Here is an 18000-nt window from a genome sequence, read left to right as displayed (position 1 = left end):
AAACTTACCGCTTGTAATTCAGTCAGCCTTTAAATCTTTTTGGCGGATACCTAATAAAAATAGAACACCAAAATATATTACCGCTGCCATTACAATCAACCACAATAGCCAATGGATTTTTCCCCAAATAGAAAGGGATGCCCATTGAATCAATTCTGGTGAGAAATAAGAAACCATTGCCCCCATCAGACAGCCTGCAATTAAGAGCTTGAGCGTAAATAGTGCTGTTTTCACACTAATTTTATAAGTATTATTTTTAACCAGCCCTCGATACAACAAACTTGCATTCACTAATGCTGATAATGCGGAAGCCATGGCAAGCCCAATATACCCAAAAGGAATAGCCAACACGCCAAAACAGATATTACTTATCGCCGCAATTACACCGATTTTTACGGGTGTTTTGGTATTTTGATGAGCATAGAAACCATTGGCTAATACACTAATTAACATATAACTTATTAAGCCAAAACACATGACAAATAATGCTTTCCCAGATGCAATCACATCGACTAACTGGAATTTCCCGTGCATAAATAATGTCATAACCAAAGGCTCGGCTAGTACAGCGATACCAATCATTGCGGGAATACCTAGTAATAACACCATTCTCACGCCCCAATCCATTGTATTGGCAAAGACCTGAACACGATGCTCGCCTTCTAGATCTTTTTGTTTCGCGATACGAGAAAGGCTTGGTAATACCACCGTAGAAATTGCAATACCAAATAAGCCTAATGGAAACTCAATTAAGCGGTCAGCATAATAAAGCCAACTAATCGATCCTGTAATCAAGAAACTCGCAATCACTTGATTTAAAAGTAAATTAATTTGTGTAACGGACACACCAAACAAAGCTGGTATCATTAAGGTTCTGACTTTTTTTACCCCTTCATCATGCCATGCCCATTTCGGCTTAACTAATAATCCTTCTTTTTTTAGGTAAGGAATTTGGAACAAGAATTGTAATAATCCACCAAGAAAAACCCCTAAAGCCAATGCAATATCTGGATTATCAAAATAAGGGGCTGCACCGATGGCCATTGCTATAATCGCTACGTTGAGTAAAACAGGCGAAAATGCCATTACACCAAATTTACCTAGTGTATTTAATACCGCCCCCGATAAAGCAACAAAGGTAATAAACCATAAATAAGGAAAGGTGATTTTTAAAAGTAATGAAGCTTGAGTGAATTTTTCTGCATCTGCACCATCTTGTAACCAATCAATAAACCAACCTGTACCAAAAAGTGCGGCGACAATAGGGGAAGCAATTACGCCCACTAAAGTCACAATCGTAACCAATCCTCCTAAGGTTCCTGATACTTTTGCAATAAATTCTCGTGTCTTATTTATATCATCATCCGCATTATATTCGGCAAGGACGGGGACGAAGGCTTTGGAAAAAGCTCCTTCCGCAAATAATCGGCGAAGGAAGTTAGGAATACGATTGGCAAATAAAAATACATCGGCAGCAACACTGGTTCCTAACAGATTTGCGACTACAATATCTCGAATTAATCCTAATATGCGAGATAATAGCGTCATTGAACTGACCACCATTCCTGATTTTAATAATTTATTACTCACATTATTTCTCTTGATTAATGAAATTTTGATTCGGATTTTAGCAGTTTGTTATAGGAAAATCAGAAAAAAACTGCTAAAATCCCCCCCTATCTTTTACACAAGACCCGTTTCTTGCGTGAAACGATGTTATTTTCAAGCACGTGTCTCGTTGAAAATGAATCTTTAAACTATCGATAGCACATAAAAAGCTTAAGCTTTTTGTGTTTTTATTTTTACACAGATATTTTTAGGAGTTTGACCTTGGCTAATATCAAGTCAGCAAAAAAACGCGCGATTCAATCTGAAAAACGTCGCCAACACAACGCAAGCCAACGCTCTATGATGCGTACTTTCATCAAAAAAGTTTATGCAACTATCGCTACTGGTGATAAAGCAGCATCTGAAGCAGCTTTCGTTGAAATGCAAAAAATATTGGATCGTATGGCATCTAAAGGCCTTATCCATGCAAATAAAGCAGCTAACCACAAATCTAAATTAGCAGCACAAATCAAAAAATTAGCTTAATCCCTATTTTTATTGATTAAAAGAAAATTTGCAAATTTCTTAGAGAAACCGACCGCTTATATTTGAGCTGGTCGGTTTTTTTATTCTCTTCAATATTTCTTATTTTTAGATAGTATATTTACAAAACATAATAGTAATGATAATTGTTCTTATTTAAGGCGATTGATATAATTCAAACATCAACTATACAAATATTAATCTACATAAAGAGGACTATTTATTCATGCGCTATTCAACGTTATCTATAGCTATTATGGCTGGGATTTTTACCACTATTGCTAATGCAGATACATCTGATATGGCAACTTTAGATGATATTGTGGTGAGTGCTTCTGGTACAACACAAATTGCTAAGAATGCACCAGCTAGTGTAAGTATTGTTCAAGCTAGAGATATAGCTAATTCTCCCGTAACAAATGTTGCAGAAGCCATCAAATCTGTTCCTGGTGTAAATATCAGCGGTTCAAATGTTAACAGTGAAGATATCTCTATTAGAGGGTTGTCTGGGGATTACACATTAATGATGACTAATGGTAGAAGACAAAATACCCGAGAATCACGTCCAAATGGGAATGGCGGATTCGAGTCTGGTTTCTTACCTCCACTCGCTGCAATTCAACGAATTGAGGTTGTTCGTGGACCTATGTCATCCCTATATGGTTCGGATGCCATGGGTGGTGTGGTGAATGTGATCACTAAACCTATTGAAGATACATGGAATGGCGCACTATCTTTAGGTGGAATTGCTCGTCAGGGTAGTAATGGTGAGCAAGGGAACAGCAGTTTCTTTATTTCTGGTCCATTATTGGGTAATAAATTGGGGCTTCAAGTTTATGGAAGCGGTAATTTACGCCAAGAAGATGCTGAAGTATCTGGCAGCAATAAAGTAAAAAATAACGATATTACATCCAAATTAGTCTTTACACCGAATGACAACCATAAAGTTGAATTTGAAGTGGGTAAAACTAAGCAAGAAAAAACAGCCACTCCAGGGTTATCTCAAGAATTAACAACCAATCGTGCAGGAAGCATCACAAGAAATCTAAAACAAATCGTTAAAAATGATCGTAAACATTGGGTATTAACTTATTTTGGTACGAGTGATTTGTTTAATAGTGAATTAAGCGTTTACCAAGAAAAAGCGGTCCGTAAAACATGGAATGAACGATTAAACAGCTACGATTCTCGTCGTCCAGAAATTACCAATACCACCGTCGATGGCAAATTAATGATCCCCGTATACAACCATTTCATTGTATTAGGTGGACAATATCAGCATGCTAAATTAGAAGATGACAGTGTTGAAAATCTTGTCGCTCGTCGTCCTGTATTTATGACAAAAAAAGAAAAAGCTATTCAAAAAGCTTTATTCTTAGAAGATGAAATCAGCTTTACTCAAGACCTACTCCTCACATTAGGATTAAGAATGGATTCCCATGAAAATTATGGGACACATTGGAATCCTCGAGCCTATTTAGTTTATCACCTCACTCCAGAATTAACGATGAAAGGTGGCGTTGCCAAGGCTTTTAGAGCACCAACTATTCGCGAAATTAGCGAAGATTATATTACTTCTACCCAAGGTGGTGCTGGTGTTATCTACGGTAACCCAGATCTTAAACCAGAGACAAGTTGGAACCAAGAAATTGGAATTGAGTACTCTAATGGACAAGGAATTAGTGGTGGAATTACCTTATTTAATACTGAGTTTAAAAATAAACTTATCAGCTACCAAACATTTGGTACAAATGGTAGACCACGAGTAGATGATATCACTGGCGCTAACTTGTTTGTGTTTGACAATATTGGGAAAGCCAATATTAGAGGATTAGAATTAACAGGTAAGTTTGCTATTTTAGATAATCTAAACCTAGCATTGAACTACACTTACCAACGTTCAAAACGTAAAGAGGAGCAATTACAAGGTAGCCGATTCAACTATGATGGATACCCTCTTACTAATACACCGAAGCACCAATTTAATTCAAAAGCTGATTGGCAAGTTACATCAACTATTAATACTTTTATACGCTATAACTATGTGGGGAAACGTGTTTGGGCAGATCAACGTACTGGATATAGTGGAGGACCCGCTCGCTATGCTAGCGCCTACAGTACTATCGATTTAGGAGCAAATTATCAATTCGGTCCGAATGTATTATTTAATGTTGGGATCCTCAATCTAACTAATGAGAGAGGGGATAAAGTTGATGCGAGTACGGGAGGAAACTGGTCTCCTGTAGATAGTCGTCGTTACTGGGCAAACGTAAATCTTAGTTTCTAATAATGAAAATATACAAGAAAATTATCACAATCATCTTCGGATTGCTTATTTTGAGTAAGGTATTTGCTATGGAAAGCAGTTTATATAATATAAAACACGTTAATCAGGTCTTTAATAATAATTCATACCGATTATTTATTGCAGATCCTAAAAGCAATTTTAATGGAACAACACTCTATTTATTAGATGGCAATATGCATTTCCCAAAGGCACTAGAAGCGGTTAATTCTCACAAACCACTGCCTCGTATTGTTGCTATTGGTTATGTAGGTGAAGAACAATATTTTGTACCTGAAAGAACTAGAGATTACACACCAAAGGCTGAAGGGGAAGACTTTGCCAAGGGTGGAGGTGCTGATAATTTTCTTAATTTTATAGCAAATGAAGCTAAACCATTTATAGATACTCATTATAGTAAAACAGAACGAAACCTTTTCTTTGGACACTCTTTTGGAGGTTTATTTGGACTTTATACCCTATTCACTAAAGGGGGGCTGTTTGATGGCTATATTTTGGCAAGCCCATCGTTGTGGTGGGGAAATTCAAATTGGCTCAAAGATAAGGTTTTAACCTCTCGACCTCACTTTGTATTGCTTACATTAAGTGAATACGAAGCTTACCCAGAGCGAGATCCACAAGTAGATCCTGATCGTATTAAACGAATCCAATCACGCCGTTCAGATTTCACTGTTGAGCAACTTTATCAACAGCTACAAAACGAACAAATTTCATCAGAATTTGTCCTACTACCAAAAGTGAATCATGGCAGTAGTATTCCATTTGCGCTTAAACTCGCATTGGAAAAAGCACAATCTCAATAATAACAAACAATGGTGGGAATTATTTATATGTATTCAATAATTACGCTCTTTGTTTTATTAGTAATTCTTTCTATAAGCTCATTATTTATTGGTGTTTCTAATGTAGATATCGTGAGCTTATTCCATTTTGATCCTGAACAATGGAATATTGTTACCTTAAGTCGTATTCCCAGATTAATCAGCTTGCTTATTGCTGGAGCCAGTTTAAGTGTATGCGGATTAATCATGCAACAAATTAGTCAAAATCGTTTCGTCTCACCGACTATTGTTGGAACAATGGATAGTGCGAGATTAGGGATTTTACTCTCTATTATCTTATTTCCTAATGTTGCTATTTTAGGTAAAACTGTATTTGCCACTATTGTTGCTTTCTTTGGATCTTTACTTTTTATCTTAATATTACGCCATGTAAAATTTAAAAATATGATTTTTGTACCACTTGTTGGAATAATGATGGGTAATATTATTAGTTCCATTACCTTATTTATCGCAATTAAATTAGATATTTTACAAAATTTATCAGGTTGGCTACAAGGCGACTTTTCATTAATTATGCAAGGACGCTATGAATTATTATATCTTGGCTTACCTATCTTGGTAATTATTTATTTCTTCATCTCTCGTTTTGCTATTGTAGGAATGGGAAAAGATATTGCGAAGATGTTAGGGTTAAATTATCAAGGTACACTTTATTTTGGATTATTTATTGTTTCAATTATTACTTCTATAATTTTAGTCACTATCGGAATGATTCCTTTTATTGGGTTAATCATTCCTAATCTTATTACACTCTATTATGGTGATAATTTATCAAAGATATTACCACTCACTGCTATTTTAGGTGCATTATTTATTATTGTTTGTGATGTTTTTGGACGATTAATCATTTACCCATATGAAGTACCTATTAATACAACAGTAGGGGTATTAGGTAGTGGTATATTTTTATTCATTTTAGCCAAAAGGTATCGGAATAATGCTTAATTCAAATTATAAACGCTTATTATTCCTAACAATCATAACTGTAATATGTATTGGTTTATATCTTGGCTATCAACTACCTTCTCGTTGGCAATATGCCATTTATTATCGTAGTTTAACTTTAGCAGCTATCGTCCTAACTGGTATTGCGATTGCATTAAGTACCATGCTGTTCCAAATACTTATTAATAATCGAATATTAACACCAAGTGTATTAGGGCTAGATTCACTTTATGTATTACTCTATACCACTGTTGTTTTCTTATTCGGAGGAAAATTAGTTGATAATCTTGATGTTGTATCTAGATTCATCTATTCCAATATATTAATGCTATTTTTTGCATTGTTATTGTATAGATTTATTTTACGAAATAATTCATCTAATCTATATTTCTTATTATTAATAGGGATTATCTGCAATACATTTTTCCATAGTGTTTCATTATTTATGGAAGTGTTAATTGATCCTAATGAATATCAAATTATTCAAGACGTCAGTTTTGCAAGTTTTAGCCATATTAACACTACCATTCTCCCATTAGCTTTAGGCATTATTGTCATCCCTATTATTTATATATTTTTTAATATATCTATTTTAAATGTCCTTACACTTGGTAGAGATCAAGCTATTAGTTTAGGCGTTGATTACAATAAAATTAGTAAAAGACTATTAATCATTATTGCATTATTAGTTTCTGTATCCACCGCATTAGTGGGTCCAATAATGTTTCTAGGATTAATCGTTATGAATTTAACCTTCGAATTTATTCGAAGTAATCGTTATCAGATTTTACTACCTGCAAGTATGCTTATTGCAATTATTACGCTACTTGGTGGACAATTTATTATTTCTCAATTATTGAATTTTAGTACAAGTATTAGTGTAGTGATTAATTTTTTCGGTGGATTATATTTTCTTTATTTAATTTTGGGGCATAAAGTGAGATGAGTATTGAAATAATAAAAGTAAATAAAACATTATCAGGGAAAACTATTCTACATGATATTAACTGCATCATTCCCCAAGGTAAAATGACTGCTTTAATTGGTGCTAATGGTGTTGGTAAAAGTACATTGCTCTCCATTATTAGCCGTTTAGTATTAGCAGACAACGGTACGATAAAATTAAATGGTCATGATATGAAATCACTGAAAACCAGTGATATTGCGAAACAATTAACGATCCTCAAACAAAATAACCATTTTGATTTGAGATTAACCATTAAAGAGCTTGTTGCATTTGGGCGATATCCTTATAGCAAAGGAAGATTAACACAAGAGGATAATAAGCAAATTGATAAAGCTATTACTTTTATGGCGTTAAATGATATCCAAGATAAGTATATTGATGAGCTTAGTGGCGGGCAAAGACAACGAGCTTACATTGCCATGATATTAGCACAAGATACCGATTACATTTTACTTGATGAACCATTAAATAATTTGGACATGAAACACTCAGCACAAATTATGAAATATCTCAGACAACTTACCGATCAGTTTAATAAAACTATTGTTATTGTTATTCATGATATCAATTTCGCTGCATGCTATGCGGATTATATGATTGCCATGAAAGATGGTACCGTGATTAAACAAGATACAGTTAGCAATATTATGTCTAGTGATGTATTGCAGGAAATATACGATATGTATATTCCAATATATCCAATTGAAGATAAGCATATTGCATTTTATTTTTAATCTAACTATGGAGAAATTTATATGAAAAAACTCTTATTCACTCTATTAGCAAGTTCTTCTTTAATGTTAAATCCTGCTTTCGCAGCCGATTCTATTGATGTAACAAACTCTTTGGGTAATCAGCAAACACTGCCTATGCAACCTCAACGGATTGCAGCATTTGATTTAGGTGCCTTAGATACAGTCCGTGAATTAGGTAATAGTGAAAATATTGTAGCCGTTCCTAGTTCTACTCGCTTACCCGAATATTTGTCAGAATTCAATGATGCAAAATACCTCAATGTGGGGAGTTTAGTTGATCCTAATTTTGAAAAATTAAATGAAGCTGAACCTGATCTCAATATTATTTCTTCACGCCAATCAAAATTTACTGAACGCTTTGAAGAAATTGCGCCAAGTTATTTTAGCGGAATCACTATTGATAATTTTTACCCAAGCTTCAAACAAAATATCTTAAATATTGCAGTAATCTTAGATAAAAAAGATGTAGCTAATCAAAAGTTAGCTGATTTAGATAAGAAAATGGAACAAATTAAAGCGAAAGCTCAAGGCAAGACCGCATTAATTTTATTAATTAGTGAAAGTAAAGTCAGCACTTTTGGAGAAGCTTCTCGCTTTGGTATTATCTATCAGGGATTTGGATTCACTTCTGTTGATAACAATGTTGAAACGGCAACCCATGGTATGAATGTTGGATTTGAATATATTTTAGAAAAAAATCCTGATTATATCTTTGTTGTTGACCGTACAGCAGCAGTCACCAATACTAAAGATAATGCAGCAACTGTGCTAAATAACGATATTGTTAAACAAACAAAGGCTTATCAAAACGGACATATTATTTATCTAAACCCAGAAAATTGGTATTTAGCAATGGGTGGATTAAAATCAATGGAATCAATGAGCCAAGAAGTTGAAGATGCATTAAGTAAATAATATGAACAAATATATGTCATAAAATAGAAAATTTAAGGATTATTGGAATAAAATATGAGAGTTTCCTTTTTATCAGATTGAATTTTGACACTAATATTCTGAATTGGAAACTCTCTTTTTTATGCAATTTGCTAGATTAAATCCGAATTTATGCAATTAATTTACTTTTTCTGTATTTGCTGGTGTATTAGTCTCTGCATCTTTAGACTCTGATTTTAATTCAGTAGCAACATCTTGCATAACCTTTCCAGCACCATCCATTTTATCAGCAATAATCTCTTTTGCATCTTTTAGTGTAGAATTGAAAGAGTTTTTTACACCACTAAATGCTTCAGAAAATTTATTACGATTATCCTGTTCTACTTCTTTTGAAGTATCTTTTACTTTTTCAAATTGGGATTGAATTAACTGCTTCATTTCTTCCCATTGTTCTTTAGAAAATTTTTCGGCATTTGCAATTCCAACTTCCATTTTATTTTGCATTTCTAAGATCTGTGCTTGTGCTGAATTATTGATTTCTAATTCCTTCTCTTTTACTTCTTTTTGAAGATTTGCTATGCGTTCATCTGCTTGCTTTTGAATATCTGCTATTCTTGCTTCAGACGCTTTCTCTACTTTTGCAACTCTTTCATCTGCCTGTTTTTGAATTTCTATAATTCTTTTATTCTGAGATTGATATACCTGAGTAATTTGCTCCTCAGCAACTTGTTGTACTTTTGTTAATTGCTCATCAAAAACAGTTTTCATCTCAATAAGTTTTTCTTGTGATAATTTTAATTCAGCTTCAAGTTGCGATTTTCCATTATCGCATGCTACTAGTGAAACTCCTACAGCCAATAATAAAATTGTAAGTATAGATTTCTTTTTCATAATATATTATTCCTCTGTTTTACTCGGCTAAATAAAAGGCACAGATACCTGCTACCTGTGCCTTTTTAACTCGAAGTGAAAATTATTTACTTTCTGTCATATTTTGCATTGCATCTTTTGCTTCAGAAACAGCACCTTTCACTGTATCTTTCGCTTCTGTCATTTTATCTGTTGCCGCATCTTTAGCATTTGTCATACTATCTTTAGCATCTGCCATTTTATCTGTCGCTGCATCTTTCATTTCTGACATCTTATCTGCTGCCGCATCTTTAGCATTTGTCATACTATCTTTAGCATCTGCCATTTTATCTGTCGCTGCATCTTTCATTTCTGACATCTTATCTGCTGCCGCATCTTTAGCATCTGTCATACTGTCTTTGGCATCTGCCATTTTATCTGTCGCTGCATCTTTCATTTCTGACATCTTGTCTGTTGCCGCGTCTTTAGCATCTGTCATACTGTCTTTGGCATCTGCCATTTTATCTGTCGCTGCATCTTTCATTTCTGACATCTTATCTGCTGCCGCATCTTTAGCATTTGTCATACTATCTTTAGCATCTGCCATTTTATCTGTCGCTGCATCTTTCATTTCCGACATCTTGTCTGTTGCCGCGTCTTTAGCATCTGTCATACTGTCTTTGGCATCTGCCATTTTATCTGTCGCTGCATCTTTCATTTCTGACATCTTGTCTGTTGCCGCATTCTTCATTTCTGATATTTTATCTGCTGCTGCATCTTTTAACTCGCCAGCTTTCTCAACTACCGCATCTTTTGCTTCTACAGCAGCATCTTTGGCTTCCTCTACTTTATTAGCCACTGCGTCTTTAGTATCCACTGCAACCGCTTTAGCTTCTTCAATGGTTGCTGCTGCTGCATCTTTTACTTCTGTTGCTGTTTCTTTTGCTTGATCACAAGCTGCTAAAGTAAGTGATGTACCTAAAACTAACAAAGTTAATAGTGATTTTTTCATAAATAAAATTTCCTTTAATAATTAGGGGAGAATCCCCATTTTTAGTAAATAGTATGATAATAAAGTTCAATAAAATCACACTATAATTAAGTCAGTAATAAATATAACTAACTTGCAACTCTTGGATCTGCATAAACATGACTAATAGCATGACTATGTCCACCTGCACCCTTTCCATGAAAATAATACTTAGAATTTTTCCATTGTACAATAGGAAATGGCTCACTAGACTCATCAACTGATTTAGCTTGACTCATTTCAACAGTGATATGTTTTACCCTAGAATATGTTCCGACTAGCCCCTCAAATTGATAATGGCTCTGATATATTGTAGTCTTAACTTCTACAATATTATCATTTTCTTCCTTGCTAGATAGCAATTGAGAACCATGTTTTTCTTTCACCAAATCACGTTCAGAATGCTGAGCTATCACTCGCCCAAAAGGCTGAACAGAAGTAAAAATCTCTTCTGGATTTAATTCAATTTCAGAAGTTTGTTTCTTTCCTTCTTGCTCCTCCCCAAACTGACTTGAGTGTTTTTCTTTCACCAAGTCTCTATCTGTTTCCTGAACAACAACAGCACCAAATGGTGTGGCTGTAGAAGTATCATCTTTTACAATTGCCTCTTCATCTTGTTGTTGCTGTAAAATCTCATCAACAGATAGAAAGTTTGCTTTTTCCTCAGACTTAGATTTTTCATCAAATTTAATCCAGATCTTACCGCTTGCAAACTCGGGAGAAGCAACCGCTGCTGTAAGCGGCATTGCGGATTTAACAGTATCCTTACGCTCTCTACGACGTTGGCTACCCGCACGCAAATGACGAGGTAAACGACGACGGGAGTGTTCTCTGTCTTCCATTTTTTCCTCTACAACATTATCTGGAAGCATATTATCCTCAGATAATCTTACCTTTTCTTCTTTTACTGAGCCTTGTTTAACCAGTGATATAGGTTTAGATATTTCTACCTTATTATCAGTAACTGGTAATACTGTTTCTTGTAATATTGCTTGTTCATCTAAAGACTCAACACGCACTTTTTTACGAAGCTCTCGACGTTGACGACGTTCAGCAACCTTGGCCACTTCTCGCTGTTTCTTTTCTGGCACCTTAGAAACTTCCACAACCTCTTCAACAACTGCTTTACGATTTTTCTGCTCAACTTGTTGTGTTACTTTTATTTCTTGTGCTACCTGTACAGATTTTCGTGCTTGTTTTTCTGCTCGACTTGGTTTTTCTCTGCGTTGTTGTTGACGACGATCTCGTTGTAATTTCGACTTATTACGACCCTTTTTAACTGGCACCTTCTCTTCTTCTTTTTCAAATAGTCCTTTGAGTTTTTTCCATAAAAGACTAAATAATGAAGGTTTAGTTGGTATCACAGGCATTGGTGCTGGTTGCAAATTCAACTCTGTACTTTGTAATACAGATTCAGCCGTAATAACAGGTTCATTGCGTGTCACCAAAGCCTCATTCGAATGTATACATGTTGTCGAATGATCCTCTTCTTGTGCCTGATAACGTTTAGCCAAGTTGTAGCTTAAAATTGGTTGAACTTCATTATCGCGTAAACGATATACATTGAAATGTGGTGTATGCATACTTTCTGTCGGCACAACAACCACCTGAACATCATGACGTTTCTCAATATCGCTAATAGCCTTACGTTTTTCATTCAACAAGTATGAAGCAATTTCTACTGGAACAACAGTATGAACTTGAGCACTATTTTCTTTAATCGCTTCTTCTTCAAGGAGACGTAAAATAGAAAGAGCAATAGAATCATTATCACGTATTTTTCCAGTTCCTTGGCAACGAGGACAAACGTGGGATGAGGCTTCACTTAATGATGGGCTTAAACGTTGACGAGACATCTCAAGTAAGCCAAAACGAGAGATTCGTCCAAACTGGATACGAGCTCTATCTTGACGAGTTGCCTCTCTAATTCGATTTTCAACTTCACGTTGATGGCGAACTGGCGTCATATCAATAAAATCAATGACAATTAATCCACCTAAATCGCGTAAACGTAATTGGCGAGCAATCTCATCGGCTGCTTCTAAATTCGTATTTAATGCAGTTTCTTCAATATCACCACCACGCGTCGCTTTTGATGAATTAATATCAATTGCAGTAAGAGCTTCCGTTACATCAATAACGATTGATCCACCGGATGGCAGACGAACCTCACGCTGAAATGCAGATTCAATTTGAGATTCAATTTGATAGTGGCTAAATAATGGTACTTCACCATCGTATAAACGGACTCGATTAATAAAGTCAGGACGTACTAAGCGAATATGATTTTTTGCCTTATCAAGGATTTTTTTATTATCGATTAGAATCTCACCAATATCACGACGAAGGTAATCTCTAATTGCACGAACAATCACATCACTTTCTTGATGAATTAAGAATGGCGCAGGACGAGATTCTGCTGCTTTTTTAATAGCTTCCCAGTGGTGTAATAAAACCGTTAAATCCCACTGTAATTCTTCTGGAGATTTTCCTACACCAGCAGTACGAACAATTAAGCCTACATTATCAGGTACAGTTAAGGCATCTAAAGCTTCTTTTAACTCTAAACGTTCATCCCCTTCAATTCTTCTTGAAATACCACCTGCACGTGGATTATTTGGCATTAAAACCAAGTAACTTCCAGCAAGAGAAATAAAAGTTGTTAAGGCTGCACCTTTATTCCCACGTTCTTCTTTACCCACTTGAACAATAACTTCTTGTCCTTCTTGGATAATATCTTTGATACTCGGACGTCCTTGGAAAACATAGCCTTCAGGGAAATACTCTCGGGAGATTTCTTTTAACGGTAAAAAGCCATGACGGTCTGCACCATAGTCAACAAATGCAGCCTCTAAGCTAGGTTCTACACGTGTAATTTTCCCCTTGTAAATATTTGCTTTTTTCTGTTCATGTCCAGGACTTTCAATATCTAAGTCGAATAGGCGTTGCCCATCAACAAGTGCAACTCTTAACTCTTCTTTTTGAGTTGCATTAATTAACATTCTTTTCATTGTGTTTTCTCATTATTTTTTGTGTTAGCTTTTTCCATAGTGTTCTTTCTTTAATTTTTCTCCAATCTAGATGATGTCAATCTCACGACTGTCTATTTATATTTTATGAAAAGAAAGATCACTACCTTTTTATTGTGTTATGTCTTACGTCTAAAAATGAACTGCATAACAAAATTCATACTTGTTTTACCTACTACAAGCGGTCATTTTTTATCTATTTTTTGCAAAATTAGAAGATTGCTATTTTTTTGATAAAAAATCGGGATATTATGGCATTTTACAGAGGAAATAGAAAGGATTGAATGGATAAATCAAGCAAGCGATAACAATCTTGTTATGTCATATTAAACATTGTTATCGCTTGTATAACATAAGCGTGAGCTATTTAGAAATCAACATGTAAACCTAATACAAAATTTCTACCCATTTGTGGTACAAATGGTAGATAAGATGTATGAATATAAATTGTTTCATTAAGTAAATTATTAGCATTAACTGAAACTGTATAATTTAAATCATTCCATTTATTTGTATAGTCTACCCCTAAATTTACTAAATTGTACCCAGCTGTCTTACTTTCCCTAACATACACAGGTTCCAAAGGTGGATCATCATTATATAATCGACTTTTACGTTTTGATGACACTGATACAGATACTTTTTCTTGTTTGAAAACATGCGCATATTCCGCAAAAGCAGACCAATGCTCATTAAATTCACTATTTAAACGCAGACCTAAACGCGCAGGAGGCAAACGTGGAGGGGTTGTATCCGGTCTTTCAATTGTTTCTTGCCCTACAGCAACGTTTTCATAACAAGTATTATTTGGGTTTCCTTCACATGGTTTAGCAATTCTTTCGTAGATTTTATCTCCATAAATATTAGATAAATCTGACACTTTACCAGTAATAATATCCCCAAAAATAGTTACTTTATGTCGTGGTAAGAAATTATAACTTACTTCACCTTCTGCACCATAAAACTTGGCTTTAGATTGTGTATAACGGCGCATGAAAAGGTTTCCTTCTCGCCATAAATCCTCGGTATAAATATAATTATCAAAGCGATTATGATATACACTTAATTTATAGTTAACAGGACCTTCCATGCGATCGATACCAATTTCAAAATTATTGGATTTTTCTTTCATTAATTCTTTGTTACCAAACATAAACGAGCTTGTTGCCAAGTGTTTACCATGGTAATAAAGTTCCATTGGGCTAGGAATGCGTTCATTATGTGAATACATAAATGATAATCTATGCACATCATCAAAGAACCATTCAACTGATCCTGAATAAGAAACCGCCTTTTCTTTATATGCAGACAAATCTGGTTGCGCTAATGGCGGAGAAAAGAGAAAAAATGAAGATTGTTTGATATAAGGCTCTAAGCGCTTCATATCATAATGCACTGGTGTTTTTTGTTTTTCTGCACGAACACCTAACTCAAAAATAAAGTTATTCCAACGATATTGCTCAACGCCAAATAAACTAACCTGTTTATTTGTGTGTGGCACTAATGGATAACGTTCTCCCTGATTTCGTTCTGTTGGAATGAATGCACTCGCTTTTTGTGTTTGATATTGGAATCCCCATGTACCTGTTAAATTACCCAAAGGAGCATGATCAATTTCTATACGATAATTGACGCCTCTATTCTTAAAAAATGCAGGGGCCTTACCATCAACAGGTATACCTGATACCGCATGATCTGTAGTACCTAATGTTGGGCTATAATCTCTTTCTCTATGTTTATAATCAACGAGAGCCGCATTAATTCTAATTCTATCTATAGCTTTAAATGGTTGTTTCCATTCTCCTCGTAAATCCCAACGTTTTGATGTGAGCTCCACCCAAGGACCAGGATGATCATGATCGTAATCAAATCCAAATGGATTATTTTCATTAATGTCACCATTGTGAGAATGACTATCCCCACAGTGAAAATGCGGAGATTCAATAATATCTGTTGAATCCATCAAATGTGGGTATACGTATAAATATTCTCGTTGAACGTAACGGAATCCATATCGTGTTCCAGTTGAATCCGTAATATGTGCAGAACAGTTATCAAATGCATGATTATGCCCTGGTAACCCATATTTATCTTTACGCTGACTATATGACGCACCGATATAACCAGAATCACCCACTAAAGATAAACCTATAGTACCCACTTTGGATTTACTATGTGTATCAGGGACATGACGAACTGTTTTCCCTAAATTAATACTAGGAACCTTATAATTATCAGAATGACGAGTTAATCCTTCTACTCGCATTGCTACATGGTTACCACCTAATGTCACACCAGCCATACCTGCTCGCTCTTTACTTGCAGTATCTAAACGAACATCAACTTCTCCCTCATATCCTTTCTCAGGAATGTTTGTAGGTATACGTTTGTCAACCACATTAATAATTCCTGAAGGTGAAGCTGTAGAATATAAAAGTGTTGAAGCACCCCGTACCAGCTCAATTTGTTTTGCTAATAAACTATCAGCTGCTACAGCATGATCTGGAGAAACCGCAGCCATATCTACGACATCAGAACCATTCTGTAAAATTTTTACTCTTACTCCTTTTTGACCACGAATAATTGGAGCACTTGCTCCACCCCCAAATGGATCAGAATGAACCCCTAATTCACTTGCAAGTGCATTACCCAGAGTTGCTGAACGTGTTTTTAATTGTTTCTCAGAAACAATTTTATCACTTACTTTAAGGTGATCTCCTGTTGCAGAACCGGCATACTTAGGTTCAACATTAGCTTTAACTGAAACTTCTTCTAATTCCAATGTTGTTACATCTGCAATAGACCCAACAGAACAAAATGCAGATATTAGTAACGCAATATATTTTTTATTCATCTCTTAAGTATTTCCCAATAGTACACAGTATATAATCCCCCAATATACTGGAGAGCCATATCCAAAGTTGTTAAAATATAACAACAATACCCACAAAAAAAATGGGTGTTTATACTAAATTTTAACTGACTTAAAATCAATAAAAAATTTATGGATTTACATTGTAATTTAACGTTAAGTTCGATTCTGTTTGCTAAAGAAGTTAGTTAAAAATTACCAATAGTTAATACTAGTAGAAATTCTTTATAAAAAATACATGAGAGGGAAAATATGAAAAATCATCCGAACAAGTTACTAATTCAAGAGTATTTGACCTATACAAAAAACTGAGTCTCTAAAAAGATAGAAACTCAGTCATAACTGCTTCAAATATCTTACAATATTTCAGATTAAGTTTTTACGATCTATTAATAGTTTTGAGATACATTCATTATGCATTCTTATCACTCATCAAAATAGATGTTTCTTCCGGCATGTGAAGCTGTAGCTGATCATACGGAATTGACACTCCCGCCTTGTCGAACTCTATTTTGACTTTCTCAAGTAATTCAAACTGTACGGAAAAATACTCTCCATTTTTTACCCAAGGGCGTGTGAATATTTGCACACTACTTGCAGCTAAATTACCTACTGCAATAGTTGGAGCTGGATACTTAAGGACTCTTTCATTTTCATTTAAGATCCTTGCGATAATATCTTTCGCTGTTGCTATATCAGATTCATAGCTGATATCAAAAATCATATCTATACGGCGTGTTTCATTTTGAGAATAATTAGTAATACTATCCGCGAAGACCTTTCCATTAGGCACTAATATCGTCTTATTATCAGTAGTACGTAGCTCTAACATCAATAGCCCCATCTGTTCAACTACGCCACTTATTTCAGCCGCCTCAATAAAATCACCTTTTTTAAATGGCTTAAATATAAGAATCATAACTCCTGCAGCAAAATTTTGTAGTGAATTCTGTAGAGCCAAACCAATAGCTAATCCTGCTGCACCGATTAATGCAACTAATGAGCTAGTATTGATTCCCAACTGTGAAAGTGAGGCAATAACAACAATTAATAATAAAAGAAAATAACTCATAGAAGTTACAAAACTTTGTAACATTTCATCTTTACTAGAAGCGTAGGCAATTCTCCCAAATACTCTACTCACAACACGAGCTAAAAATTTACCAAAAATATAAATAAGAATGGCAACCAATATTTTAGTACCATAAGGAATTACCCATTGTTGCAATAAAGTACTCAAATCCATTGTGGTTATCTGTTTAATTACATTTTCCATCTCTTGGATATTTAAATTTTGTGCTACCTCAGCAACTTCGTTGACTGCTTGTTCATCTGCTAACGATGCAGTTGTCATCATATATCTCCTAAATTAAATCTTACATCAAAAGAACAGAGTGAATTCTAACATAATGTAATTTCCC

At 34.8% G+C, this 18000-nt stretch carries 13 protein-coding genes; 7 read left to right on the top strand and 6 right to left on the bottom strand.

What is annotated here, in order from left to right; genetic code table 11:
- Positions 1-18 precede the first annotated feature (18 nt).
- Positions 19-1590: a murein biosynthesis integral membrane protein MurJ gene (gene murJ, locus A6A10_RS00945; protein WP_121123141.1), complete on the bottom strand. Its 1572-nt coding sequence runs from the start codon at positions 1588-1590 to the stop codon at positions 19-21.
- Positions 1591-1830: 240 nt separating this feature from the next.
- On the opposite strand from murJ, the gene rpsT reads away from it, so the two are divergent.
- The 7 genes from rpsT (at position 1831) to A6A10_RS00910 (ending at position 8820) form a co-directional block, all read left to right on the top strand.
- Positions 1831-2094, top strand: coding sequence for a 30S ribosomal protein S20 (gene rpsT / locus A6A10_RS00940; RefSeq protein ID WP_121123139.1), 264 nt, complete (start codon positions 1831-1833; stop codon positions 2092-2094).
- A 223-nt stretch (positions 2095-2317) separates the two neighbouring features.
- The gene (locus A6A10_RS00935) at positions 2318-4378 is read left to right on the top strand and encodes a TonB-dependent receptor domain-containing protein (RefSeq protein WP_121123137.1); all 2061 of its coding nucleotides are present in this window, start codon (positions 2318-2320) and stop codon (positions 4376-4378) included.
- Between the two features lie 68 nt (positions 4379-4446).
- The gene (locus A6A10_RS00930) at positions 4447-5199 is read left to right on the top strand and encodes an alpha/beta hydrolase (RefSeq protein WP_170143763.1); all 753 of its coding nucleotides are present in this window, start codon (positions 4447-4449) and stop codon (positions 5197-5199) included.
- Positions 5200-5226: 27 nt separating this feature from the next.
- The gene (locus tag A6A10_RS00925) at positions 5227-6183 is read left to right on the top strand and encodes an ABC transporter permease (protein ID WP_147404747.1); all 957 of its coding nucleotides are present in this window, start codon (positions 5227-5229) and stop codon (positions 6181-6183) included.
- Positions 6176-7129 carry an iron chelate uptake ABC transporter family permease subunit gene (locus A6A10_RS00920; protein WP_121123131.1) on the top strand — a complete coding sequence of 318 codons (954 nt, stop codon included), beginning with the start codon at positions 6176-6178 and terminating at the stop codon, positions 7127-7129. Before A6A10_RS00925 ends, A6A10_RS00920 begins: the two co-directional genes overlap by 8 nt.
- Positions 7126-7884, top strand: a complete 759-nt coding sequence (locus A6A10_RS00915; protein WP_121123129.1) for an iron ABC transporter ATP-binding protein — start codon at positions 7126-7128, stop codon at positions 7882-7884. Before A6A10_RS00920 ends, A6A10_RS00915 begins: the two co-directional genes overlap by 4 nt.
- Positions 7885-7905: 21 nt before the next feature.
- Entirely contained in the window at positions 7906-8820 is a 915-nt protein-coding gene (locus A6A10_RS00910) for a siderophore ABC transporter substrate-binding protein (protein WP_121123127.1), read from the top strand.
- A 156-nt stretch (positions 8821-8976) separates the two neighbouring features.
- Here the strand turns inward: A6A10_RS00910 and A6A10_RS00905 are convergent, their stop codons facing one another.
- From A6A10_RS00905 to A6A10_RS00885, 5 genes are all read right to left on the bottom strand, one after another.
- Positions 8977-9690: a hypothetical protein gene (locus A6A10_RS00905; RefSeq protein WP_121123125.1), complete on the bottom strand. Its 714-nt coding sequence runs from the start codon at positions 9688-9690 to the stop codon at positions 8977-8979.
- 82 nt (positions 9691-9772) lie between these two features.
- A complete protein-coding gene (locus tag A6A10_RS00900) occupies positions 9773-10660 on the bottom strand; it encodes a hypothetical protein (RefSeq protein ID WP_154399688.1) in 888 nt (295 codons plus the stop codon).
- A gap of 107 nt (positions 10661-10767) precedes the next feature.
- The gene (rne, locus tag A6A10_RS00895; RefSeq protein ID WP_121123121.1) at positions 10768-13689 is read right to left on the bottom strand and encodes a ribonuclease E; all 2922 of its coding nucleotides are present in this window, start codon (positions 13687-13689) and stop codon (positions 10768-10770) included.
- Positions 13690-14074: 385 nt separating this feature from the next.
- Positions 14075-16561 (bottom strand): TonB-dependent receptor, encoded by a 2487-nt coding sequence (locus A6A10_RS00890; RefSeq protein ID WP_121123119.1) that lies wholly within the window; start codon positions 16559-16561, stop codon positions 14075-14077.
- A gap of 430 nt (positions 16562-16991) precedes the next feature.
- Positions 16992-17936, bottom strand: a complete 945-nt coding sequence (locus A6A10_RS00885) for a mechanosensitive ion channel family protein (RefSeq protein ID WP_418789096.1) — start codon at positions 17934-17936, stop codon at positions 16992-16994.
- Between the last annotated feature and the right edge of the window lie 64 nt (positions 17937-18000).

The organism is Otariodibacter oris (genome assembly GCF_009684715.1).
In the GTDB taxonomy this organism is placed as follows: Bacteria; Pseudomonadota; Gammaproteobacteria; order Enterobacterales; family Pasteurellaceae; genus Otariodibacter; species Otariodibacter oris.
The sequence above is the reverse complement of the archived record's forward strand: the minus strand, read 5'-3'. Positions and strand labels throughout refer to the sequence as shown.